We start from the raw sequence: 24,347 nt of genomic DNA, 5'->3' as shown, positions 1-24,347 counted from the left end.
GGCCGGATCGCCGCCGGTGACCCCATCGCCGCCGGTGGCCCCATCGCCGCCGGTGGCCCCATCGCCGCCGGTGGCCCCATCGCCGCCGGTGGCCCCATCGCCGCGGGTGCCTCGATCGCCGCCAGGGCCTCGGCCCGGGACGCTGCCTGGGCCACCACCTCGATGCCGTCCAGGCTGCTCAGCAGGGCCGCCATCCCGAGCCGGAACACCGGGTGGTCGTCGACCACCACCACCCGGATGGTCGCGCTCATGACGCGACCAGCGGCAGCACCGCGGCGACCCGGGTGCCGCCGGCCGCAGCGGGGCCGAGCTCGAACGTGCCGCCCTGTTCCTCGGCACGCTCACGCATCGAGCGGGTGCCGACACCCCCCACCGCGCCGGCACGCACGCCGGTGCCGTCGTCCTCGACCTCGATCCGGAGTTCGACCGCGTCGGCCACCACCTCGATCGAGCAGGCGGACGCGTCGGCGTGCCGCGCCACGTTCATCACCGCCTCCACGACGATGCCGTACGCGGCCCCGGCCAGCGGCGCGTCGAGCGCTTCGGTGCCCACGCACCGCACCCGCACGTCGAGCCCGCCCTCCGCGTGCCGGGAGGCGAGCTCGGCCAGCGCCGGTTGGAGCCCCAGCTCGTCGAGGATCGGGGGCAGCAGGTTGCGGGAGAGCGCGCGCACGTCGTCGACGCGGCCGTCGAGCTCGTCCTGGAGTGCGGCGAGCAGCGTGCCGGCCGCCGTCGGGTCGCTCCCGATCAGGTTGCGTGCTCCCTGCAGGCCGAGCCGGATGCCGGCCAGCGACGGCCCGAGACCGTCGTGCAGCTCGCGCCGGATCACCCGCCGCTCCTCCAGCCGCACGGACGTCAGCCGCTGCCTGGCGTCGGCCAGATCCTGGGACGCGCGGGCGAGCACGACGCCGGCCGCCACCACCGAGACGAGCTCGTCGAGCGAGCGCAGCGCGCGAGCATCGAGCGCCTCACCGGGTGGTGCGGTGAGGCGCAGCACGCCGACCTCGGAGCCGCGGTGGCGCAGCGGCACCACCATCGGCGACGCCGTCGGCGAACCCCAGGACGCCGCGGGCACGCCCTCGACCGCCAGCGCCACCGACTCCAGGCGCAGCGCGTGCCCGACGCTCTCGACCAACCCGTCGAGCAGCTCTTCGGGGCTCTGGGCGCCGCCGAGGTGCCGGCCGAGGCGGCGAACGGCCCGTTCGGGCTCGGCCGCGTCGCCGTAGACCAGGCGCCGGACCCGGCCCTGCAGCCAGAGCCGGGACGGCTGCACCGCGACCGCGACGGCCGCGGCCGCCACGACCTGCGCGATGCCCTCGCCCGGGAGCAGCCGGGTCAGCACCGCGGTGACCGCGACGTAGAGGATCACCAGACCGGCGGTGAGCAGCCCGCCGAGCACGGCCCGGCTGATCGCCAGATCGAGCCCCCACATCCGCTGACGCAGCACCGCGACCAGGATCGCCGCCGGGAACACCGCCTGGGCGGCGAGGTGCAGCACCGGGGTGAACCAGATCGGGACCGCGACGACGTCGAACAACGCCAGCGGTAGGAACGAGAGCGCCATGACCGCGGTGCCCGCGGCGAGCCACCCCAGGCCGATGCGCTCGTCGGCCGGGCCGACGAACCGGCGCCGGGTGACGTCGGCCGCGGCCAGCAGCCCGACGGCGACGGACGCGGCGGCCAGCACGACGGTCGGGGCCGGGTCTTCCGGCTGGGTCAGGTTCACGCCGAGGAACGCGAGGCTCACCGCGCTGCCCAGCGTGACGCCGACCAGGCCGACGCGATCGAGCGGATGATCACGCACGAGCCAGGGCACGACCAGGAAGATCGCCAGCGTGCCGGGCACCCAGCCGATGCTGATCAGGTTCGCGGCCAGCTCGGCGCCGGGCAGTGGCCGCCGCGCCCCGAGCGAGGACCAGGCCATCGCGAACGCCGAGACGCCGCAGCCGATCGCCATCAGCGCGACCAGCCACGGCACCGGGTGCCTCCGGCGGGAGAGCGTCAGCCCGGCGACCGTGCCGTAGACGGCGGCCACCGTGGCGTCGACAGTGAAGAACCAGAGCAACTCGGTGACCGGTGGCCGGGCCGCGAGCAGCAGCACCGCCGAGCCGACCGCCAACAGCCACGCCGACGCGGTGACCGTGGCCGCCGCCCGGGGCGTGCCGTCAGCGCCCCGGCCGGCGTTGCCGCTGGCCAGGGCGCTGAGAGTGGCAGTGGTCACGGTCGATGACCGTACAAGTGACGTACGACAATTCCAGTCGGGTATCAGACGCGACGTCGATCGGCGAACAAGAACCCCAGCGCGGTGACGAGCAGCCAGACCGGGCCGGTGAACCCGGCCATGTACTGCAGCGGCGAGATGCCGGCCACCAGGGTCAGGCCGCCGAGGACGACGCCCACCCAGCCGATCCAGCGCGGCGCGGCCGAGTGCTTCAGCGCGGCCGCCGCCACCGCGACCCCGGCGAGCCCGGCGCCCACCCACAGCCACGGGATCGTCGCGATCCAGTGCGCGTAGAAGTCGCCGGACTCGGGCACCAGCTCCCCCTCGGGCGCGTTGGCCCCGAACACGAACTCGGTGGTCAGGCCACTGCCGAGCAGGGCGGCCACCGACACGAGGCCGAGGCCGGACGCGGCGACCGACGGCAGCAGGCTGCCCACCGGGGCCTGCGCCTCGAGGCGGCGCTTGAGGCCGGCGGCGAACACCACCAGCAGCAGCGCGGTGAGGATCGTCAGCGTGTGGGTGACGAGGATCGTGACCGTCTGGTCGGCCAGCCGCTCGACGACCTTCTCCGGCTTGCCGATCGTGTCGGGCGCGTAGCCGGCGTCGATGGTCAGGCTGGTCTGGATGCTCGCGATGCCGGTGACGCCGGCGGCGACGCCGATCGCGGCCCAGGTGCGGGTGGCGGACTTGTTCTGCTCGCGGACGGGGGCGGAGGTATACGTGGTGGTCATCGGGGGTTCTCCTTCGGTCGGAGAACACAGTGCGGCGCCCGGCGTCCCGGTTTCGAGGGCGCCGAGCCCGACTTCCCGGGCTCCCCTACTGGCCGGTTAACCTTTGTTCATGGCGATCTCCACGGAGGCGCAAGCCTGGACCACCGACGTGCTCGGTGAGCCGTACGAGCAGCGCACGATCCCGCTCGGTCGCGACGATCAGGGCGAGGTCGTCGCGACGCTGATCCGCCGCCGCGCGGAGCAGCCCACCGGACGGGCGGTGCTGCACGTCCACGGGTTCGTCGACTACTTCTTCCAGACCCACCTCGCCGACCGCCTGGTCGAGAACGGCTTCGATTTTTACGCCATCGACCTGCGTAAATACGGCCGGAGCCTGCGTCCCCACCAGACGCCGTACTTCTGCCGCAGCCTCACCGAGTACTTCGCCGACCTCGACGCGGCGGTGGAGATCATCCGCGGTGAGGACGAGCACGGGACGGTACTGGTCCACGCCCACTCCACCGGCGGCCTGATCGCGCCGCTGTGGGCGCACCGGCACCGCACCGAGTCGCTCGTCGACGGCATCGCGTTGAACAGCCCGTTCTTCGACATGAACCAGCCGCGGATGCTGCGCAACGCGATCGACTACTTCGCCGCGCCCCTCGGCACGTTCCGCCCGTACCAGGTGATGCCGGCGCCCTCGTCGAACTTCTACGGCCGCAGCCTGCACCGCGACCACAACGGCGAGTGGGACTACGACCTCGCCTGGAAGCCGATGTCCGGCGTGCAGATCCACGCCGGATGGCTGCGCGCGATCCGCAACGGACACCGACGCATCGAGGCCGGCCTGGCGATCGAGGTGCCGGTCTTCGTGGCGTGCTCGACGGCCACGTTCCGCTCGTCACGCTGGGACGAATCCGTGCTGCGCACCGACGCCGTGCTCGACGTCGAACACATCGCGAGCCGCGCGCACCAACTGGGCCGCCAGGTCACGCTGGTACGCATCGAGAACGGTGTGCACGACCTCGCGCTCTCCGCCGCTCCGGTGCGCGAACGCTATCTCGAGGAACTTCTACGCTGGGTAGAGGCTTACGTTTGAGCGGGAGTAGCGTCGGGCCGTGTACCGCTTCCTGCTGAGCCCGAAGTGGGTGGCCTCGTTCCTGCTGTGCGTGCTGGCCGCACTGGTCTGCGTGCGGCTGGCGCACTGGCAGCTCGACCGGCTCGATCAGAAGCGCGCGATAAACGCCTCGATCACCGCGGCGCGCAACGCGTCACCGGCGCCGCCCGACCAGGTGCTCAGCACGTCGTCGGCGCCGGGGAAGCAGCAGGAGTACAGCCGGGTGCGGGTCTCCGGGCAGTACGACGCCGCTCGTGAGGTGCTGGTCCGCAACCGCACCCTGAGCGCCACCCTCGGCTACTACGTCCTGACGCCGCTGCGCACCACCGACGGCCCGGTGCTGTGGGTGGTGCGGGGCTGGGTCGAGGCCGGTTCCGGCGGCGCGACCCAGATCCCGACGATCGCCCCGGCGCCCGGCGGAACCGTGACGATCGTCGGGCGGGTCCGCAAGCCGGAGAGCGGGTCCACCGGTGCGGTGCAGGTCAGCGGCCGGAACCTGATCACCCGCATCACCCCGGACGCGTTGGCGGCCGACGGCGGCCCCGCGTACGACGCGTTCGTCGAGCTGGTGTCGCCCGCCGACCCGTCGTTGGAGGCGCTCCCGGCACCGGACGATCTCGACGAAGGCCCCCACCTGGCCTACGCCGTCCAGTGGTACCTGTTCGCGGCCATGTTCATCGTCGGGTACGGCATTTTCGCGCGGAACTACGCCCATCGCGACGACGCCCCGCGCGCCGCCGTGGCGGAGCCGGAGACCGTGGCGGCCGACGCCCCCTAGAGTGCCTGCATGGCGCCGACGCTCGAAGGCTTCGACCGTTTCGACTTCACGCACCACGGGGTGACGCACCCGGTGTACCGGGCCGGCAGCGGCCCAGCGGTCATCGTGATCGCGGAGATCCCCGGCATCACACCGCGCGTGATCGAGTTCGCCCAGCGGGTCGCCGCGCTCGGGCTCACCGTCTACCTGCCGTCCCTGTTCGGCGTCCCCGGCCGCGCACCGAGTGGCACGGCCATAGCGACAACGGCTATCCGCGCCATCTGCGTCTCCCGGGAGTTCACCCGGTTCGCGCTCCGCAAGGCCTCGCCGGTGACGGTGTGGCTGCGCGCGCTGGCCAAGCAGGCCCACGAGGAGTCCGGCGGCCCGGGCGTCGGCGCCGTCGGCATGTGCTTCACCGGCGGCTTCGCGCTGGCCATGGCGGTGGACCGGCGGATGCTCGCGCCGGTGCTCTCCCAGCCGTCGCTCCCGCTCCCGGTGGGCGCGGCCCGCAAGTCCGACGTCGGCCTGGACACCGCGTCACTGGCCCGGGTGAAGGAACGCTGCGCCGACGAGGGTCTGTGCGTGCTCGGGTTGCGTTTCACCGAGGACGGACTCTCGCCTCCTGAGCGGTTCGACCGGCTGCGGCGGGAACTGGGCGAGGGCTTCGTCAGCGTGGAGATCCCGTCGTCGACGGTGCCGGCCGGACCGAAGGCGCATTCGGTGCTGACTGAAGATCTGGTGGACGAGCCCGGCCACCCGACGCGCGAGGCCCTGGACCAGGTCCTCCAGTTGTTCCGCGACCGCTTGCTGTCGTAACGGTTGTTGTCGTCGCGCTGGTGGGTGGTGCCGTTCGTGCGCCGTGACGTTCGCACGGCGTGACGTTCGCACGGCGTGACGCTCGTGCAGCCTGACGTTCGCGGCGTGACTTCTGCGCGGCGTGACTTCTGCGCGGCGTGACTTCTGCGCGGCGTGACTTCTGCGCGGCGTGACTTCCGCGCGGCGTGACGTAGGTGCCTGATGGCGCTCGCGCGTCGTGGCGCTCATCGTTTGGCGCTCGCTGTTGCGGCGCTTGGTGTTGTGACGGCAAAGGGGCGCCCACCGTTGTCGCGGTGGGCGCCCCTTCGAGGCGGGGTATCAGCGGCCGCCGTTGCCGTTTTCGTGCATCATCTCGCCTTGGGTGCGGGCGTCCCAGACGAGCGTCGGACCGCTGCGAAGCGGCCTCGGCTGATCATCGCCGTCCCAGCGGTCACGCGGATTCTGGGGGCTTTGATCACGGGGCCCTTGGTCGCGGGGATCCCGGTCACGACCATTCTGATCACGGGGATCCCGGTCACGACCGTTTTGGTCGCGGGGGCCTTGATCACGAGGGCCTTGATCGCGGGGGTCGCGATCCCGGGGTGCGCGGGGGTCTCGCGGGTCACGGTCGCGGAAGTCGCGGCTGTCACCGTTGGGCGCAGCCGGCCATTCCGGAGTACCCGGCCACCCACCAGCCGACGGAGGCCCGAACGGTTCGCCGTACTGACCGGGCCCGTTACTCGACGGCCCACCGAACACCGGACCGTCTGCTCCCGGACCATTGCTCGGCGGTCCACCGAACACCGGACCATCCCCTCCGGGGCCACTGCCGGACGGGCCGCCGAACGCCGGACGGTCCGCTCCTGGCCCATTGTTCGGCGGTCCACCGAACACGGGACTGTCTGCTCCCGGTCCACCGACCGGAGAGCCGCCGAACACGGAACCTCCCGGAGGCGGCCCCCCGAAAGCGGGGTTACCAGGGGGCGGCCCACCGAACGCACTCTCGCCTCGGGGCGCTCCGGACACAGGTCGCCCAGGCTGCGGTCCCCCGAACGAACTCTCCGGCGGGCCGCCAAACGCAGGACTCCCCTGCGGGCCCCCAAACGCGGGGCCTCCTTGCGGACCACCGAACCGTCCGTCCGGCCCACCAGGGGGCCCACCGAACGGGCCATCGGGCCCACCAGCAGCCGAACCACCGGACACCGGCCGAGCCGGCGGCCCTCCAAAGGCACCTTCCGGCCCACCGAACGCACCGTCGGGCCGAGCCCCACCGAACACGGACCCGTCAGGGCCACCCGCCTGCGGCCCACCGAACACTGGCCCGCCGGCCTGCGGACCACCGAACGCGGGCCCGTCCGGCCCCGGACCAGCGGCGCGCGGACCACCGAACGCGACTCCGTCCGGCCCCGGACCGGCAGCCGGCGGACCGCCGAACACAGGCCCGTCGGGGCCAGGACCACCGGCCGGCGGACCACCGAACGCGGGCCCCTCGGGACCAGGGCCACCGAACGCGGGCCCCTCGGGACCGGGACCACCGAACGCCGGACCTCCGGACGTCGGCCCACCCGGTCGCCGATCATCGAACCCGCGGCGACGATCACCACGGTCCCAATCACTGGGCGGAGGCGGCGGAACCTCCCACTCGCTACCCCCGAAGCCATCCGGACGACGGAACGGCGCATCCCCCGGCTCCGGCGGACCACCCATCTCGCTCGGCCGAGGCGGCGGCGCTCCCATCCCGTTGGGCCCACCGAAGTCAGCCGGACGCGGAATCGGACCACTGGACCGGTTGGGACCACCGAACTCCGGCTGCCGCGGCAGAGGCCCACCCGAGTCGGGCACAACACCGAGAGGCCCAGCTCCAGGCGGCCCGAACCCGTTCGGGTCCTCCCCTGGCCCACCCCGCCCGAACGCGGGCTCCGGACCATCACCGCCGGGCCTCCGCCCGAACACCGAACCATCCGGCCCGTCACCACCCGGCCCGCGCCCGAAGAACGAGCCATCAGGTCCATCCGGGCCAGGCCTCCCGAACCCGTTCGAACCAGGTCCATCGGGTCCACCACGACCGAACGCGGGTCCATCCGGCCCCTCGGAACCGGGACGCCCAAACACGGAACCATTGGGCCCATCAGGACCCGGACGGCCAAACACCGGCCCATCCGGCCCGTCAGGACCCGGACGACCGAACGCTGGTCCCTCCGGACCCTCGGTGCCCGGACCAGACCGTCCGAACCCGGGACCCCCTGGCCCTTCCGGGCCGGGACCAGGACGACCGAAGCCAGGACCACCTGAACCGTCGGGACCGGGGCCGGGGCGCCCGAACCCCGGACCGTCCGCACCGGGACGACCGAACTGGTTCGGACCAGATCCGTCCGGACCAGGAGCACCCGGACCACCGAACGGCGCACCCGGCGGGAACGACGGCACCGGGTGCGTACCCGTCACGCTGACCCGCCCAGAACCGGCCGGACGCCCGGCCCGCGGCGGTCGGGCCACCGGAATCTCGCTCGTGTCGTCGTCGGCATCGTCGTACGGCGGCCGCGGGGAAGGCGGACCGGAGCGCGGGCTCACCGGCGGAGCACTGACCGGCCCACCCAATCCCGGCAATTCTCCGGTCGGACGCTCGAACGACAGCACGTCACGATCCCGACCGAACCGCGGATCCGGAACCGGCGGTTGATCGCCTCGCTCGCGGGGATCGCCCGGATCGCGGGGATCGCGCCGACCGGCCCGGCCACCGTCCGAGAACTCGTCCGGGAAGCCACGGAACTGATCGGGCCGAGCCCCGGGCTCAACGCCGCCCCCACGAGGCCCAGCGCCGTCCCGCCCGACCTCCCGAAGGCCCGGCTCCCGCGCCCCCGCATCACGACCACCCGCATCACGACCACCCGCATCGCGACCGACCGGCTCACGCCGCCCCTGGTCACGGCCGTCGCGGCCTACCTCACGCAGCCCAGGCTCACGCGCCCCACCGTCGCGCGGGAAACCTTCGAGCGGACCACGCTCGCGCGGACTCCCGTCACTCGGGAAGCCCTCCAACGGACGACGCTCACGCGGACCGCCGTCGCCAGGGAACCCCTCCAGCGGGCCACGCTGACGCGGACCACCCTCGCCGGGGAAACCCTCCAACGAGCCACGATCGCGAGGATCACCGTCATTCGGGAAGCCGTCCAGCGGACCACCCTCGCTGGGGAGACCCTCCAGCGGACCACGAGGATCCCTGTCACTCCGGAAACCTTCCAACGGGCCACGCTCACGCGGAGCGCCCTCGCCCGGGAGACCACCACGCGGACCCCCGTCACGGGGACCGGGCTCGCGGAGCCCAGGCGCACGATCGCCGGCTTCCCTAAGCCTGGGGTCGCGCGGACCAGGTCCCGACTCGCGGCCGATCGATTCGCGCAGCGCAGGCTCACGCCCCACGACCTCGCGACCATCCCGGCCGCCCACTTCGCGCAGCCCGGGCTCACGCGGCCCACCGTCACGGGGCCGACCAGCCTGCGGCCCGGCATCGCGAGGCCCACCCGGCGACGGGGCAGCATCCCGAAGCCCAGCCGCACGCGGACCACCGTCGCGCGGGCCACCAAGCGGCGGAGCACCATCACTGGGCCCGCCGATCGGCGAGCCACCCTCACGGAGCCCACCACCGCGGGGGCCACCCTCGCGCGGCCCACCAGCTGCCGGAGCACCTTCGCGCGGTCCACCAGTCGGCAAAGCACCATCGCGCGGCCCAACCGGCGGAGCACCATCACGCGAACCACCAATGGGCGGAACATCATCGCGCGGTCCAGCCGGCGGAGCGCCCTCGCGGAAACCACCCGCGCGCGGGCCACCGTCGCGAACACCACCGGCCTGCGGGCCGGGTTCGCGGGGGCCACCGTCACGCGGGTCGGGCACGCGAGCTCCCGGCGGCGGGCCGAACTCCGGGGGCGCACCGAGCACCGTGGTCGGGGGCGTACCACCCACCACAGGAGACTCACCGAGCCCCGGCCCGGCGTCACCGCTCAGACGTGCGGCGGCCGCATCCGGCTCGGATCGACCCGGCCCGGCGTTCGACGGTCCACTCGGCGGAATCGGACCACTCACCGGGTAAGGACCACGCCGCGGCCTCTCCGGAGCCGGACGTCCGCCCCGGTCACCCGACGGCATCGGGCGCCGCGGCTGATTGAGGCGCACGCCGGCCTCGCTGGGCGCATCCGGCGTCGGCGGCTGTCCGTGTCGACCCCCCGACGGCGCCGACGAGAACGGGTCCTCGTCCAGGCCACCGGTGAGCGTCGCGATCGGGTCGTTCAACGGGTCGATAGGACGGATCTCCGCCGTCCGGTCGGTCGGCTCGTCCACGGCCGCGTGTGAGGTCGGCGACCCGAGCCGTCGCACGGGCGGAGAGTCCGCGGCACCGTGCCGCCCGGATTCCGTCGCCGAACCGACCCCTTCCGGACGTCCGGCGTCGTCGAAACGCGCCACCGCACCCGGCTCCTCCGGTCGGGTGGCGCCACCTGCACGCCCCGGCTCCGGACGGCGATCGCCCCCACCGGGTACGACACTCAACCCGCCCGCAGGCGACACCGGCCGGTCAGCACGATCCGGCCCATCACTCCGGCCCACTCGATCATGGCCCTCTGGGCGAACCGAACCGTCACCAACCGCGTCACCACGACCCGGTCCGTCCGTGCGGTCCGCAGTGCTTTCTCCGGTCGGCGCCTCGGAACGGCTCGGCGCGCTACCGCTACCCACCACGGTCAGACCAGGCCCGCGAGCCGGGCTCACCGGCTCCGCACCGATCCGACGTGCCGCGCGACCTCCGCGCACCGGCGTGGACCGGTCCGGCTCGTCAGCGGAAGGTCCGTCATCAGGCGACGCAGCAGGTGGACGAGGTTCCGCCGGTCCACCGGTCGCAAAAGGCGATACCCCGGGCCCCGTCGGAGCGGTACCCGCGCCCAACCCACCGGCCTCGGAAGACGCCCCGGGCCCGTCAGACTTGCCCCGCGCGCTCAGCTCGGAAATGAGCTCCGAAAGCGGGCTAGGCTTTCCCGCCACGGACCGGTCAGGCGAGTCCGGCGCATCGGGCGAAGCCAGTCCAGCTCCACCGTCCGGCGAACCGGGAGCCGGCGCCGAGACGGACGTAGCCGCGGTCACCGGCGGCTTCGGCCCAGGTCGTGAGTCCACACCCGACCCGTTCAACCCACTCGGGAACGGCACCGAGGAGTACGGCCGGCTCTGAGCGGCTTCGCTCTGCTCGACGTCGGCATCAATTCGACCGAAACCGGACGGACGACCGAAACCGTGGCCTTGGTCGCCGATGTCCAACAGCAGCGTGCCCACCGACGAACGCCAGACGCCGAGCGTGGAAACGGTCAGCGGAAGACCGTTCTCCACCAGCAGCTGGAACGTGGCGGTGGTGCGATCGGCCAGTTCTCCGGCGACCAGCACCAGCTTGGGGTTGCCCGCGAGCTTGCTGATTCCTTCTTCGTCGGAGAACCGCTTCCAGTCATTCCAGAAAATGTCCTCGCCGCGCCAGTACAGCGACGCGAGCTCCTCCAGGCTGGCCGCGCGCGCCCAACCGAAATACTCGAGACACTCCGCTAACTCGTTGCGGTCGATGCGCTGCCGTGCGTGTATAACAACGAGGCGGCCCTCGCTGTCCACAGCGACCAGCGTCGGGTTGCCGCCCGCACTGAGCGTCGGGCGCTGCTGGATGCGAAGTAATCGGCTGCCGTAGACGGGATCAGGGTCACGCCATAACGCGTCCTCGATCTGCCGGTCGAAGTCTCCGACCGCTTGGTCCAGTCGCTGAAGCGGGACCAGGCCGTCAGGCCCGACCTCGAAGAGCGGCATGAAGTCCTAACCTCCTACATCGGTTCGACACCGACGATCCGCCCGGTTCAGTCGTCGCGCCGCACCGCGTCCGGGTCGTGAGTCTCCCGACGAGGTACGCCGGAAGACCGCTGGTAGCCCCGGACATCTGTGTTCGGGTCGTTACCCGACGACCTGCTCCGCTAAAGGCCGCTTTCGCAGCCTGCCACACTCGCGATGCTCATGGTGCTCCCGGCAAAATGAATGGCTGCCCGGCTGGGGCGCCCTCGGCAATCAGTCTGATCAGTGCGTTCGTGTTCAGGTGTCGCTCGACGAGGTTAGCCAGAGCGTCCAAAGCCTCGGCTCTGACCTGCTGATATGCAGTATCGGGCGGAACCACGAATCCGACCAACGACCGTTGGTCGGCTACCTCGGCCAGCAGGTTCCGACGGAAGCCGTCGGACTCCAGCGCTCCGTGCCAGTGCGTGCCGTACACCACCCCGGGACCCTCGGAGTACCGGACCCCCTCGGCACCTCCCGAATCGGTCGTGATCCAGGGCGGCACGTCCGGCGCGCGCCCGGTCACCTGACCGTGGTGGATCTCATACCCGGTCACGGCCTCACCCGAGCTGTTTCCGGTCGGCCGACCGAGCGTTTTCTCCTCTGCAAAGGTTATTTCGACCGGTGCGAGCGCCAGCCCGTCGACTGTCCCTTTTTTACTTTCGACGCGATCCGCGATCGTCCGGGCGAGCATCTGAAATCCACCGCAGATACCGACGATCGGGCGGCCGGCGCCGTGGTGAGCGACGATCGCGTCGGCGAGCCCGGTGCGGCGCAGCCAGGCCAGGTCGTCAACGGTCTCGCGGGTGCCGGGGATGACCACCAGGTCGGCGTCGGCCAGTGCGGCCGGATGCCGCACGAGGCGCACCTGAACGCCCGGCTCAGCCGCGAGCGCGTCGAGGTCCGTGACGTTGGACATCCGGGGCAGGCGGGGCACGGCAATACGCAGCCAGGTGTCACCGATCGGTGGCGCTCCGCGCCCGATGATCCCGTCGGGGCTGTACGACAACGAGTCCTCGGCGTCGAGCCAGAGCCCGTCCATCCACGGAAGCGTGCCGAGAACCGGGCGTCCGGTGAGCGCGGTGAGCTGGTCGATCCCCGGTTCGAGCAGGCGCGCGTCCCCCCGGAACTTGTTGATGACGAAGCCGCTGACGAGCGCCTGGTCCTCTTCACTCAGCAGAGCCAGCGTGCCGAACAAAGCAGCGAAAACCCCACCGCGGTCGATGTCGCCCACGACGATCGTCGGCAGCTTCGCCGGGCGGGCCAGGCCCATGTTGGCGATGTCGGTCGCGCGAAGGTTGATCTCGGTCGGGCTGCCCGCTCCTTCGCAGATGACGACGTCGAAGTCACGCCGAAGGTCGTCGAGGGCACCGAGCACGAGCTCGAGGAGCCGCGGCTTGACGTCGCGATAGGACATTGCGCTGACCTCGCCGGCGGCGCGTCCCTGCACGACCAGGTGCGACTTGCGGTCACTGCCCGGTTTGAGGAGCACCGGGTTGAACCGGACGCTCGGAGCGAGCCCGCACGCCTCGGCTTGCAGGGCTTGCGCCCGACCGATTTCGCCGCCGTCGGGCGTCACGACTGCGTTGTTGCTCATGTTCTGCGCTTTGAACGGCGCTACGCGGACGCCCTGGCGAGCGAGCCATCGGCAGATGCCGGCGGTGAGCAAGCTCTTACCCGCATCGGAGGTGGCCCCGGCCACCAGCAGCGCGCCCTTCACGCCGTGCTCCGCACGCGGCGCGTTGTCATCACGGCACGGAGGGACAGTGCGGTCGCACCGAGAGCAGCGGCGACGGCACCGACGAGGAAGGAGAGGCGGGCCGCCGGGGTGATGTCGGACGGTTCCGCGGCCCGGCCGTCACCGAGCACCGGACGCTCGTCCACAGTTCCGCCGTAGGTATTGCGCCCGCCGAGCCGGATGCCCAAGGCGCCCGCGGTGGCGGCCTCGCACTGGCCGGCGTTGGGGCTGGGGTGCGCGTTGCCGTCCCGGCGCCAGGTGCGCCAGGCGTCGGCAGCGGATCCGCGCCGGACGGCCGGGGCCGCTCCGATCGTGAGCAGGGCGGTCAGCCGGGACGGCGCGAGGTTGAGCAGGTCGTCGAGCCGGGCGGACGCCCAGCCGAACTCGGCGTAACGCGGCGAACGATGCCCGACCATCGCATCGAGCGTGTTGGCTGCCCGATACCCCACCAAGCCGGGCAGACCTGCCACCGCACCCCAGAGATACGGAGCCACGACCGCGTCCGCGGTGTTCTCCGCCACCGATTCGACGACGGCGCGGGCCAGCGCCGGTGGCTCGAGACCGGACGGATCGCGCCCGCACAGGTGGGAGAGGCGCGCGCGGGCGCCGGGCAGGTCGTCGTCCGCGAGGAGGCGATCCATCGCGGCCGCCTCGCGCCGGAGCGACGTGCCGCCGACCACCGCCCAGGTGGTGACCGCCGTCGCCGCGACACGGAGAACGGGGCGTCGGCGGGTGAGCCGGTCGACCGCGACGCCCGCGATCACCGGAACCCCGACGGCCAGCGCCGCAAAGAGGGCGCCCCGCGGTCGGGTGGGCGCGTAGACGCGCTGTTCGAGCGCACCGGCGAGGCGGCCGTAGGCGGCGACCGGATGGCCACGACGCGGGTCGGGAACGACGTGGTCGAGCAGGGCTCCCAGGGCTAGGCCGGTGGCCGTGGCGAGCAGATTGGAGGGGGTCGGGGCAGGCACCGTTCGAGCTTACGTTCGCTGGTGGCGGCCATATCACGGCAGATTTTTTTGAACCGGTTTCCACAGGCGGGCCGGTTTTCCACAGGACGCGGGGACGGCACTGACGAAGGGCGGGTGACACCTGGACCGTGGGATCGCGCCCGGGTGTCCGGGCAGACCATTCGCGGAAGCAGGGAACTTCAGATGAACGAGACGATCACCACCATCGTGGGGAACGTCGTCGACGCTCCGAACAAACGGACCCTCGAATCCGGCGTCAGCGTCACGTCGTTCCGGGTGGCCTCCACCGCTCGGCGCTTCGACCGGGTGACCAACCAATGGACCGACGGCGACTCGCTCTTTCTCAAGGTGACGTGCTGGCGCACGCTCTCCGAGAACACCTCAGCCTGCGTGGTCAAGGGCGATCCGGTCATCGTCACCGGGCGGCTGTTCAGCCGCACGTACGAGGTGGTCGACGGGAAGCGGGCCTCCTACGAACTCGAAGCCACCGCGATCGGCTTCGACCTCAACCGCGGCCGGGGCGACTTCAAGCGGGTGTCCGCCGGGCGTGCGGTCACCGTCGACGACGTGGGCCCCGACCGTATGCCGACCGGCAGTTCGATCGACGCGCACATCCAGAGCGGTGGGGCTCCGGCGGATACGCCCGACGACGCCTTCGACGAAACGAACGTCGACGCCGGTGAGGCATTCGAGAACGCCTCGCCCGTTCGCCCCGCCGGTGACGAGGCCACGAACGGCGAGGACACCGGGGAACCGGCCGGCTCCTCCGCCGCGAGGGCGGCGGAGGCCGACTCGGGTGACGGGGCGGGCGGTGGCGGTGCGGGCGCCGCTGGGGCGCCGGCGTCGGAAGTGGGGGAGGCGCGGAACAACGAGTCGGCGTCGAGCCGGCCGGTGCCGACTCCGCGGCCCCCGGCGCGTCGTCGGGGAGCCTCTCCGGTTCCGGCCTGAGAGCGGTCGGCCCGGCTCGAAGCTGGCCCCGGAGGGGCCGGGCCGACCGGCCCGGCCGACGCGCGTTGCCGTCGGCCGGGCTCCGGCCCGTCGGCGTCACCGCCCGGCGTGTGACTGCGGCGGTGTCAGTCGTCAGGCGGTCGCGATCGGGCGGCGGTTGATCACCGGATAGGGCATACGGACGGCCGGCTCCGTGCGATCGGGGGCCTCGGGGCCCAGCGGTGACGGTTCAGGTTCGTACGGCAGAGAAATTCGGGTAACGAGGAGGTCCCCGGTGTACCGCGTCCGTCCCTCGAGGCCGAGTCGGTGCAGCATCGCTCGGAGCGCACGGTTCTCCGGGCCACCGAACGACACCGCCTCACGGTGTCCCAACTCGTATGCGACGTGCAGCGCGTGCTTGGCGAGAATGGCGCCGAGCCCACGGCGTCGGTGGTCTTCGCGCACGAGAACGCCGAAGTCGGCGACCGGAACGTGCCCGGTGATCTGGGCGATCCCGACGAGCCGGAACCCGTTGAACGCCACCAGCGTGCAGCTGCCCGGCACCGCCGCGAGGCACTGGTCCGGATCCGTCAGTGCCGGGGGTGGCGTGCCCGGGTACCGGTCGCGCAAGGACGATGGCGCCGAACGTCGATGCAGCTCGGCAATCGCCACGGCGTCACGCGGACGAGCCGGGCGGATCGCGACCACGGTTCCGCCGACCAACGCGGCGTGCACCACCGCGGGCGTCAGGAGCTGGATCGCCGACGGTTCGGCCACCGACGCCTGCGCGGGCGAGGTGAGTGGCCCGACCACTTCTGACCCGAGCCCCGTCGATGCGGTGACAGGCGTGGGCGGAAGCCCGTGCGCTGTCGCGGGCGTGGCGCCGTGCGTTGCCACGAGCCTGCCTCCCGGCGGCCGTTCGGCCCCGCTGTTCCCCACCCGCTCCACCTCCGCGCTGCTTGCGGTTGCGACAAGCCTGCGGGGCCACTGTTTCCGGGGCGTCACATGAGGGTGATAAGTCTGATTCGGCGCATCCGTCCGCACCGCCAACCAGTCGGCCGGCTACTGCGGCGGCGCCGCGCGCTCCAGCAGGGCATCGATCGCGGTGCCGCGGGGCAGGGTCCCGAACGCGTAGCCGCTCTCGCCCCCGAGCCGCGAACCGCAGAACGCGCTCGCCACCTCCTCCGGTGCGTGCCGCACCAGCAACGCGCCCTGCAGCACGAGAGCGAACCGCTCGATCAGCCGGCGTGCCCGGTACTCCCACTCGTGGGTGTCGGCCAGCTCCCGCTGGAGCGCCACCCACGCCGCGTCGAGTCGGCTGTCGGCTCCGAGCGACTGCTCGACCTCCGCCGAGTACGCCGCGAACGCCTCGGGCGAACGGCCCAGCGCCCGCAGCACGTCGAGCGCGTTGACGTTGCCCGAGCCTTCCCAGATGCCGTTGAGCGGCGCCTCTCGGTAGAGCCGGGGCATTCCGCTCTCCTCGACGTACCCGTTACCCCCCAGGCACTCCAGCGCCTCCGCCACGAACGCCGGCTGACGCTTGCACACCCAGTACTTGCCGATCGCGGTGGCCAGCCGCCCGAATGCTTTCTCCTGGTCGTTCCCGAGCTGGGCGCGATCCACCGCTCCAGCCAGACGCAGCGCCAGCGTGGTCGCGGCCTCCGACTCCAGCGCGAGGTCGGCGAGCACGTTGCCCATCAGCGGCTGGTCGATCAGCAGCCGCCCGAACGCCGCCCGGTGCCGTGTGTGGTGCACGGCCTGCACGAGCGCCGCACGCATCCCGGCCGCCGAGCCGATGACGTTGTCCAACCGCGTCAACGACACCATCTCGATGATCGTCCGGACGCCGCGCCCCTCCGGCCCGACCAGCCAGGCGACCGTGTCGTCGAACTCCGGCTCGGAGCTGGCGTTGCTGCGGTTACCGAGCTTGTCCTTCAGCCGTTGGATGCGGAAGGTGTTGCGCGTCCCGTCCGGCAACACCCGTGGCACGAGGAAGCACGACAATCCGCCCGGAGCCTGCGCCAGTACCAGGAAGACGTCGTTCATCGGGGCGCTGGTGAACCACTTGTGTCCGCGCAGGCGCCACGTCCCGTCGCCGGCGTCCCGGGCCACCGTCGCGTTCGATCGGACGTCGGAACCGCCCTGTTTCTCGGTCATGCCCATGCCGGCCAACAACCCGCGCTTGGTCGTCGGCACGCGCAGCCCGAAGTCGTAGACCCGGCTCGCCAGCAGCGGCTCGTACACGTCGGCCAGGTCCGGCGCGGCTCGCAGCGCCGGCACAGCCGCGTACGTCATCACCAGCGGACAGAGGTGCCCCGCCTCCACCTGGCCGGCGACGAACACTCCCGCGGCGCGTGCGACGTGTGCGCCGACCCGATCGTCGACCCACGGTGCCGCGCCGAGCCCGGCGCCGACCGACACCTCCATCAGCCGGTGCCAGGACGGGTGGAACTCCACCTCGTCGACGCGGTGGCCGTACCGGTCGTGGGTGTGCAGCACCGGCTCGTACCGGTTGGCCTCGTCCGCCCAGGTCTGGGCTTCCGCGCTACCCGCCCAGGCCCCGAGCTGGTGCAGTTCCGGGAGGAACCAGGACGCACCTTCGCGCACCACGCCGGCGAGCAACGCCGCGTCGTCCGCGACGTCGTGACCGACCAGCGGCGGCGGCTGGTTCGTGACGTCGTGCGTGGCGGTGGAGACCGAAGAATCCGTCACAGCCTCGGACATGTCGCCTCCCGGACGTGCACGCCGGCGCAGCGGAGCGCCAACGCGGTGAGCTCCGACACCAGCGAACGGGCATCCGGCCCGTCCACCGGCTCGGAGAGCTGGCCGATCAGTACTTCCGCGACGCCACCGGTGAGCGCTGCCGCCGTGACCGTGGCGTCCTGCGGCACCATCTCGCCCTTGCCGACGCCCTCGGCGATGAGCGCCGCGAACACGTCGTTGTACCGGCGCCGGTACGTCAGCCGCTCGATGAGCACCGGCGGATCGGCGGGTTCGGCGATGAGCGCGTACGCCAGCTGCCGACCGAGGATGGCCCGCTGCGCGAACAGCCCGACGCCCTGCGCGAGCCGCTCGGCCGTGGGCACCGGCTCCGACGCGGTGAGCACGGTGGCGAGCACTTCGAGCTCCCGCCGGGTGGCCCGCCGGAACACCTCGGCGGCCAGCGCGCCCTTGTTCGGAAAATGCTGGTACACGGCGCCGGTCGAGATACCGGTCGCGGTGGCCACCGCGGCCACTGTGGCGCCGGACCATCCCTGCGACGCGATGATGGTCGTCGCCTCGGCCACGAGCCGTTCTCGCACCGCCGCTCGACGATGCGCGACCCGCGGAGGTTGGCGGTACGGCACGGAAGCAGTGAACCAGAGTTCACTGCTTCCGTATAGACCTGCGCGATGTCCGGAAATACGACCGGGTGGGAACGTTCACACGATTCACTTTGCGAGAAAACTGCCTCGTGTCATTGCTACTGACGCATGGAGTAACGAGACTTCTCAGGAAGCACTGGCCCCCCAGCCAGTGCGTGGATTTTATCGTCTACAGGACGTAGAATTTGCCCATGATTCCGCCCCTGTCCGGCGAGACCGGCGACGCGGTCGGCCGCGCGCTCGATCTGCTCCGGATCCGCCTGCTGGCCGACGCCGCGTCTCACCAGCAGGCCGCGAATCACCCACCCGTTGCGCCGCGCTGCCACACCGCCGGCACCTCCCCCCGCCGAGGCACCGCCGCGTAGGTCCCGCCGGGAAGGCCCCGCCGCGTAGGCCCCGCCGCGTAGGCCCCGCCGCGTAGGCCCCGCCGGAAACGCGCGGTCGCGTGGTCCCGCCGGGAACGCGTGGTCGCGTACGGCCCGTCAGTACGGCGCGCTGCCAAAGCGCCGCTGGAAAGATCTCGCCGGGTGGCCCTGTCACATAGATCTCTCGCCTGGGCCCCGCACGTGAATCCCTGCACAGGTCCTGCCACACCACTACCAGCTAGGTGGTACCGCTGCGCCTCGCGTGGAGCGGCCAAGGCGGCAAGCAGCACCGCAACCCGAGTGGCGCCTCACGCCACCGTGCCGCACTGCCACCGAGTTCACCATCGCCGAGATGCACTCTCCGTGCCACCGCTGTTGCCAGGCCGCACCGAGGCCGGGCGCACCCATGTCGGACCACCCCGAGACCAGACCGCCCTGAGACCGAGCTGCGCTATTGCCAGGCTGCGCCCTGCCCCTCTGCCGGGCCGCGTCGTTGCCGGGCCACGCCGTTGCCGGGCTGCCCCTCTGCCGGGCCGCACCGTTGCCAGATCGCACCGTTGCTGGGCCGCACCGCTGCCGGGCCGCACCGCTGCCGGGCCGCACCGCTGCCAAGCCGCACCGCTGCCAGGCCGCACCGCTGCCGAGGTGATGTGCGGCCGAGTTGCACCACTACTGAGAAGCCGTGCGGCCGAGCGACACCGCTACCTAGAGGCCGTGCGGCACCGCCGCCGGCCGCACCGCCGCGGTGCCTCGCCGCCGAGCAGGATGACCGCCGCGCGGCCGTACTGCGGAGTTGCACCATCGCCCAGAAGCGCCCGCCGTTGAGATACGCCGGCACACTGCCGCATTGCGCTCGCCGCACCGCCACCATGCGGCGCTGTGGAGATACGCCGCTGAACTGTCGCGCTGCGAAATACCGTGCCGTCGTGCAGTAGGGGCCCCTGAGCCACCGCACAGTCGGGCAGTACTGCCTCCGAGCTGCCGCGCCGCCGGGTAGAGGCACGGCACCGCATGGAGCAGAGGTGCGGCACGGCGCTGGGCACTGCAGGGCACAACGCGATGCGGCGTGACGCCGTGCGGTACCCAGCGCCGTTCGGTGTCCAGCGCCGTTCGGTGTCCAGCGCCGTTCGGTGTCCAGCGCCGTTCGGTGTCCAGCGCCGTTCGGTGTCCAGCGCCGCACGGTGCCGTGCGGTGGCACGGTGCGGCTCAGCACAGCGCGGTGCGGCGTGGCCCCGTGCGCGTCAGCACAGCGCGGTGCCGTGCGGGTCAGCACAGCGCGGCGCGGTGCGGTGCGGGTCAGCACAGCGCGGTGCTTACACGCCCAAAAACCGAGTCAGCTGGGTACGCCCGCTGGGGTCAGGGTGCGGACCACCTGGTCCACGAAGCCGTACTCCTGGGCCTCGGACGCGGTGAACCAGCGGTCTCGGTCCGAGTCCTCCTCGATCCGCTCCAAAGGCTGCCCCGTGTGCTGTGCGATCAGCTCCGCCATCGTCTTCTTGGTGTGGAGCATCTGCTCGGCTTGGATTCGGATCTCGGTCTCGGTGCCGCCGAAACCGCCGTGGGGCTGGTGCATCACGATGCGTGAGTGGGGTAGGGCGTAGCGCTTGCCTGGTGTGCCTGCGCAGAGGAGGAACTGGCCCATCGAGGCGGCGAAGCCCAGGGCCACGGTGCAGACGTCGTTGCTGACCCATTGCATCGTGTCGTAAATGCCCATTCCGGCGGTTACCGAGCCGCCGGGGGAATTGATGTACAGCCAGATGTCCCGGTCCGGGTCTTCGGCATTGAGCAACAGGAGTTGGGCGCAGATCGCGTTCGCTACCGCGTCGTTCACCTCGCTGCCCAGGAAAACGATGCGGTCGCGCAGCAGCCGTGAATAGACCTGCTCGTCCAATCCTCCACCACCCGACACGGGCGCCGACGAAAACGGCCCGGACCCCGGCGAAAACGGTCCGGCCGCCCGCGCAACCGGTCCAGACGAGAACGACCCCACCCCGCACAAAACCGGTCCAGGAACCACCGAAACCGGCCCCGCACCCGACCCCGACGGCCGCCCAGACACCACCCCCGAAGAAAGCACCGATGCACGCACCACCGGCAGTGACGACCAATACGGAACGGTGTCCGCCGCTCGCTCGGAAACCCTCGAACCCGACGTCGAAACAAAAGAATTACGCATGCGAAAACGCTAAGCGCCAACCCCCGCCCAAACCCCACCTGTTCGCTCTCAGCAATTTCGCTGAAAGCAGTTACGCCGACAGAAATACCGCTTGACCCAAGTGTTCACCAACCCGACTCGGCCCCACCCCGCCCCGAAACGTAAGCTGCGATCAGACCGACCGGGAAGGACCGTGATGTCCGATATCCTCTATCTCACGTCGATGGAGCCGCGCTCGGGTAAGTCAGCGGTGGCCCTCGGCCTGCTCGACCTCCTGGCCGCCGACGTGGAGAAGATTGCGGTCTTCCGCCCCGTGGTGCCCGACAGCAATCAACCCGACAGCAATCAACCCGATCCGATCGTCGAGCTGGCCCGCCAGCGCTACGACCTCGAGATCCCCGAGCACGACGCGGTGGCGTTCACGTACTCGACCGCGGCGGAGCTGATGGAGACCAGCGGGCCGCAGAAGCTGATCGAGGCGATCGTCGACCACGCCGCCCGGCTGCGTGAGCGCTACGACTTCGTGTTGTGCGTCGGCACCGACTTCACCGGGCCCTCGCCGGCCGTGGAGCTCGACCTCAACGCCGACCTGGCCGCGAACCTCGGCGCGCCGGTCATCCAGGTGCTCTCCGGGCACAGCCGCACCGCCGAGGCGGTCAGCACGGCGCTCCGTGAGGGCGCGGCCGTGCTCAAGACGCACGGCTGCGAGGTGCTGGCCACGATCGTCAACCGCGCCGGCCCCGAGCACGAAGGCCTCGCGGCGCCGCCGGTCTACGTCATTCCCGACCTGCCGGTGCTGGCCGCGCTCACGGTCGCCGAGGTGGTCGCCGCGCTCGACGGAACGCTGCTCAGCGGCGACGGGCCGGCGCTGCAGCGGGAGGTCGACTCGTACCTGGCCGGCTCGGCCTACCTGCAGACCGTCCTGCCGCTGCTCAAGGACGGCATGCTGCTCGTCTCGTCGGGTGACCGCATCGACCTGGCCGTGGGGGTCGCCGCCGCCGCGGTCAGCCCCGACCTGCCGACGCCGGCCGGCATCGTGCTCACGGTGGGGCACGTTCCGGACGAGCGCGGCCTGAAGCTGCTCGAGCCCTCGGGGGTGCCGGTCATCGCGGTCAAGGCCGACACCTACACCACGCTGCACCGTCTCGAAGGCCTCACCGGCCAGTTGCGTGCCGAGAGCGCACGCAAGGTCGCGGCCGCGCTGGGAGCGTTCGCCGACCACGTCGACACCGAGGCCCTGCGCAAGCGGATCCAGCTGGCGAAGCCCGACGTCGTCACGCCGCACATGTTCTCGGCCCAGCTGATCGCCCGCGCCCGCGCCGACAAGCGGACGATCGTGCTCCCCGAGGGCGACGACGACCGGATCCTGCTCGCCGCCGAGGAACTCACCCAGCGCGGCGTGGCCGACCTCGTCCTGCTCGGCAACGTCGAGCAGATCACCGCGAAAGCCACCCAGCTCGGCACCGACGTCACGAACGTCCGGATCATCGATCCGCTGACGTCACCGTGGCGCGACACGTTCGCGAAGACCTACGCCGAGCTGCGGGCACACCGAGGCGTCACGCCGGAGATGGCGTACGACGTGGTGGGCGACGTCTCGTACTTCGGCACGATGCTCGTGCACGCGGGCGAGGTCGACGGCATGGTCTCCGGCGCCGCGCACACCACCGCGCACACGATCCGGCCGGCGCTCGAGGTGATCCGGACGCTGCCCGACGTCTCGCTGGTCTCCAGCGCGTTCCTGATGTGCCTGCCGACGAAGGTGCTGGTCTTCGCCGACTGCGCGGTCGTTCCGGACCCGGACGCCGCCCAGCTGGCCGACATCGCGGTCTGCGCGGCCGAGACGGCGGTGAAGTTCGGGGTGGAGCCGAGGATCGCGATGGTGTCGTACTCGACCGGCCAGTCCGGTTCCGGGGTCGACGTCGACAAGGTGCGTGCCGCGACCGAGATCGTGGGCGCCAGACACCCCGAACTTCCGCTCGCCGGGCCGATCCAGTACGACGCCGCCGTCGACCCGACCGTCGGCGCCGCGAAGCTGCCCGGCAACCCGGTCGCCGGGCACGCGACCGTGCTGATCTTCCCGGACCTGAACACCGGGAACACCACGTACAAGGCCGTGCAGCGCGCCGCGTCGGCGATCGCGGTGGGCCCGGTGCTGCAGGGGCTGCGCCGTCCGGTGAACGACCTGTCCCGTGGGTGCACGGTCGCCGACATCGTTAACACGGTCGCCATCACGGCCGTCCAGGCGCAGGGAGCTACGCGGTGAAGCCGGTACTCGTCGTCAACTCGGGCTCGTCGTCGCTGAAGTACCAGTTGATCTCGGAGAACGGGACGGTCAAGGGCCTGATCGAGGAGATCGGGTCCGATCGCGCCCGGCTCCGGCACGACGGGCACGAGGAGACCCGCCCGGCGAAGGACCACGACGACGCCCTCGCCTGGATGCTCGAGAAACTCCGGTTCGACGAGTTGCTGGCGGTCGGGCACCGCGTCGTGCACGGCGGCACCAGGTACACCGAGCCGACGATCGTCGACGACGACGTGGAAGCCGGTATCGAGGAGCTCTCGCCGCTCGCGCCGCTGCACAACCCGGTGAACCTGGCCGGTATCCGCGCGCTGCGCAAGCTGCTGCCGGACGTCCCGCAGGTGGCGGTGTTCGACACCGCGTTCCACGCGACGATCCCGGCGGTCGCGGCGACGTACGCGTTGCCGCTCGACGTCGCGGAGGCGCACGGGATCCGCCGGTACGGGTTCCACGGCACCAGCTGCCAGTACGTGGTCCGCCGCGCGAACCTCGACAACCTCGTCATCTGCCACCTCGGAAACGGCGCGTCGGCCACCGCGGTACGCGACGGCCGCAGCGTCGACACGTCGATGGGGCTCTCCCCGCTCGAAGGCCTGGTGATGGGCACACGCAGCGGGGATCTCGACCCGGCGGTGCCGTTCCACCTGATCCGGGCCGGTTTCGACCCGGCGGCGATCGAGGAGATCCTCACGAAGAAGAGCGGGCTGCGAGGGCTCGCCGGCGTGTCCGACATGCGTGAAGTACGAAAAAACGCCACCAACGGCGACGAAAAGGCTAAACGAGCCCTCGACGTCTACGCGTACCGGATCCGGAAGTACATCGGCTCGTTCCTCGCGGTCGTGCCCGGTGTGCAGGCGCTGGTGTTCACCGCCGGGGTCGGTGAGAACGACTGGCGGTTGCGCGCCGACGTCTGCGGGCCGCTCTCCCACCTGGGGATCGAGCTCGACGACGACGCCAACCGGGCCGCGGTGGGGGTCAGCGAGCCGACGACCATCGGCACCGGCCCGATCCAGGTGCTGGTGATCCCCACCGACGAGGAGTCCGAGATCGCGTCCCAGGCGGCCGCGGCGGTCTAGG

The 24,347-nt window shown here is 71.6% G+C and carries 15 protein-coding genes and 1 pseudogene; 7 read left to right on the top strand and 9 right to left on the bottom strand.

What is annotated here, in order from left to right; translation table 11 throughout:
- From ABD437_RS22680 to ABD437_RS22670, 3 genes and pseudogenes are all read right to left on the bottom strand, one after another.
- Nucleotides 1–251 (bottom strand): annotated as a pseudogene (locus ABD437_RS22680) (hypothetical protein); the annotation flags it as partial.
- Nucleotides 248–2,221, bottom strand: coding sequence for a sensor histidine kinase (locus tag ABD437_RS22675; protein ID WP_344650911.1), 1,974 nt, complete (start codon nt 2,219–2,221; stop codon nt 248–250). The gene ABD437_RS22675 and the pseudogene ABD437_RS22680, both read right to left, overlap by 4 nt.
- A gap of 44 nt (nt 2,222–2,265) precedes the next feature.
- Nucleotides 2,266–2,952 (bottom strand): hypothetical protein, encoded by a 687-nt coding sequence (locus ABD437_RS22670; protein ID WP_344650910.1) that lies wholly within the window; start codon nt 2,950–2,952, stop codon nt 2,266–2,268.
- Between the two features lie 109 nt (nt 2,953–3,061).
- On the opposite strand from ABD437_RS22670, the gene ABD437_RS22665 reads away from it, so the two are divergent.
- Genes ABD437_RS22665 through ABD437_RS22655 form a run of 3 tightly spaced genes read left to right on the top strand, consistent with a single transcriptional unit; the run spans nt 3,062 to nt 5,621 of the window.
- The gene (locus ABD437_RS22665) at nt 3,062–4,030 is read left to right on the top strand and encodes an alpha/beta hydrolase (RefSeq protein ID WP_344650909.1); all 969 of its coding nucleotides are present in this window, start codon (nt 3,062–3,064) and stop codon (nt 4,028–4,030) included.
- Nucleotides 4,031–4,049: 19 nt separating this feature from the next.
- Nucleotides 4,050–4,826, top strand: a complete 777-nt coding sequence (locus tag ABD437_RS22660) for an SURF1 family cytochrome oxidase biogenesis protein (protein ID WP_344650908.1) — start codon at nt 4,050–4,052, stop codon at nt 4,824–4,826.
- A gap of 9 nt (nt 4,827–4,835) precedes the next feature.
- Nucleotides 4,836–5,621 carry a dienelactone hydrolase family protein gene (locus tag ABD437_RS22655; RefSeq protein WP_344650907.1) on the top strand — a complete coding sequence of 262 codons (786 nt, stop codon included), beginning with the start codon at nt 4,836–4,838 and terminating at the stop codon, nt 5,619–5,621.
- 6,010 nt (nt 5,622–11,631) lie between these two features.
- Here the strand turns inward: ABD437_RS22655 and ABD437_RS22650 are convergent.
- Together ABD437_RS22650 and ABD437_RS22645 are read right to left on the bottom strand one after the other, a co-directional pair.
- On the bottom strand, nt 11,632–13,170 hold the full coding sequence (locus tag ABD437_RS22650) for a cobyric acid synthase (RefSeq protein ID WP_344650906.1): 1,539 nt from the start codon (nt 13,168–13,170) through the stop codon (nt 11,632–11,634).
- Nucleotides 13,167–14,156 (bottom strand): cobalamin biosynthesis protein, encoded by a 990-nt coding sequence (locus tag ABD437_RS22645; RefSeq protein ID WP_425558207.1) that lies wholly within the window; start codon nt 14,154–14,156, stop codon nt 13,167–13,169. Before ABD437_RS22645 ends, ABD437_RS22650 begins: the two co-directional genes overlap by 4 nt.
- A 183-nt stretch (nt 14,157–14,339) precedes the next feature.
- On the opposite strand from ABD437_RS22645, the gene ABD437_RS22640 reads away from it, so the two are divergent.
- Complete coding sequence (locus ABD437_RS22640; protein WP_344650905.1) at nt 14,340–15,104, top strand: single-stranded DNA-binding protein; 765 nt, start codon at nt 14,340–14,342, stop codon at nt 15,102–15,104.
- Nucleotides 15,105–15,236: 132 nt separating this feature from the next.
- On the opposite strand, the gene ABD437_RS22635 is transcribed toward ABD437_RS22640, so the two are convergent.
- The 3 genes from ABD437_RS22635 to ABD437_RS22625 all read right to left on the bottom strand — a co-directional run bounded on the left by ABD437_RS22635 (nt 15,237) and on the right by ABD437_RS22625 (nt 18,385).
- A complete protein-coding gene (locus ABD437_RS22635; RefSeq protein WP_344650904.1) occupies nt 15,237–15,860 on the bottom strand; it encodes a GNAT family N-acetyltransferase in 624 nt (207 codons plus the stop codon).
- Nucleotides 15,861–16,145: 285 nt separating this feature from the next.
- Nucleotides 16,146–17,807, bottom strand: a complete 1,662-nt coding sequence (locus tag ABD437_RS22630) for an acyl-CoA dehydrogenase family protein (protein ID WP_344650903.1) — start codon at nt 17,805–17,807, stop codon at nt 16,146–16,148.
- Nucleotides 17,792–18,385 (bottom strand): TetR/AcrR family transcriptional regulator, encoded by a 594-nt coding sequence (locus ABD437_RS22625; protein WP_344650902.1) that lies wholly within the window; start codon nt 18,383–18,385, stop codon nt 17,792–17,794. The genes ABD437_RS22630 and ABD437_RS22625 overlap by 16 nt, the downstream gene beginning before the upstream one ends.
- 254 nt (nt 18,386–18,639) lie before the next feature.
- Between ABD437_RS22625 and ABD437_RS22620 the strand changes: the two genes are divergently transcribed.
- Complete coding sequence (locus ABD437_RS22620; RefSeq protein ID WP_344650901.1) at nt 18,640–18,813, top strand: hypothetical protein; 174 nt, start codon at nt 18,640–18,642, stop codon at nt 18,811–18,813.
- Nucleotides 18,814–20,146: 1,333 nt separating this feature from the next.
- On the opposite strand, the gene ABD437_RS22615 is transcribed toward ABD437_RS22620, so the two are convergent.
- Nucleotides 20,147–20,722, bottom strand: coding sequence for an ATP-dependent Clp protease proteolytic subunit (locus tag ABD437_RS22615; protein ID WP_344650900.1), 576 nt, complete (start codon nt 20,720–20,722; stop codon nt 20,147–20,149).
- A gap of 442 nt (nt 20,723–21,164) precedes the next feature.
- Here ABD437_RS22615 and pta point away from each other — a divergent pair, with 442 nt between their 5' ends.
- Both pta and ABD437_RS22605 read left to right on the top strand, forming a co-directional pair.
- On the top strand, nt 21,165–23,234 hold the full coding sequence (gene pta, locus ABD437_RS22610) for a phosphate acetyltransferase (protein WP_344650899.1): 2,070 nt from the start codon (nt 21,165–21,167) through the stop codon (nt 23,232–23,234).
- On the top strand, nt 23,231–24,346 hold the full coding sequence (locus ABD437_RS22605) for an acetate/propionate family kinase (RefSeq protein ID WP_344650898.1): 1,116 nt from the start codon (nt 23,231–23,233) through the stop codon (nt 24,344–24,346). Before pta ends, ABD437_RS22605 begins: the two co-directional genes overlap by 4 nt.
- The last annotated feature ends 1 nt before the right edge of the window (nt 24,347 follow it).

The sequence above is a fragment of the Cryptosporangium japonicum genome, assembly GCF_039524755.1.
In the GTDB taxonomy this organism is placed as follows: Bacteria; Actinomycetota; Actinomycetes; order Mycobacteriales; family Cryptosporangiaceae; genus Cryptosporangium; species Cryptosporangium japonicum.
This window is presented reverse-complemented; position numbering and strand designations above follow the sequence as displayed.

Excerpts from the sequence above, each read along its gene's own strand:
- ABD437_RS22665 (WP_344650909.1), top strand. The coding sequence starts at position 3,062 with ATGGCGATCTCCACGGAGGCGCAAGCCTGGACCACCGACGTGCTCGGT.
- ABD437_RS22655 (WP_344650907.1), top strand. The coding sequence starts at position 4,836 with ATGGCGCCGACGCTCGAAGGCTTCGACCGTTTCGACTTCACGCACCAC.
- ABD437_RS22640 (WP_344650905.1), top strand. The coding sequence starts at position 14,340 with ATGAACGAGACGATCACCACCATCGTGGGGAACGTCGTCGACGCTCCG.
- ABD437_RS22630 (WP_344650903.1), bottom strand. The coding sequence starts at position 17,807 with ATGTCCGAGGCTGTGACGGATTCTTCGGTCTCCACCGCCACGCACGAC.
- ABD437_RS22670 (WP_344650910.1), bottom strand. The coding sequence starts at position 2,952 with ATGACCACCACGTATACCTCCGCCCCCGTCCGCGAGCAGAACAAGTCC.
- pta (WP_344650899.1), top strand. The coding sequence starts at position 21,165 with ATGTCCGATATCCTCTATCTCACGTCGATGGAGCCGCGCTCGGGTAAG.
- ABD437_RS22620 (WP_344650901.1), top strand. The coding sequence starts at position 18,640 with ATGATTCCGCCCCTGTCCGGCGAGACCGGCGACGCGGTCGGCCGCGCG.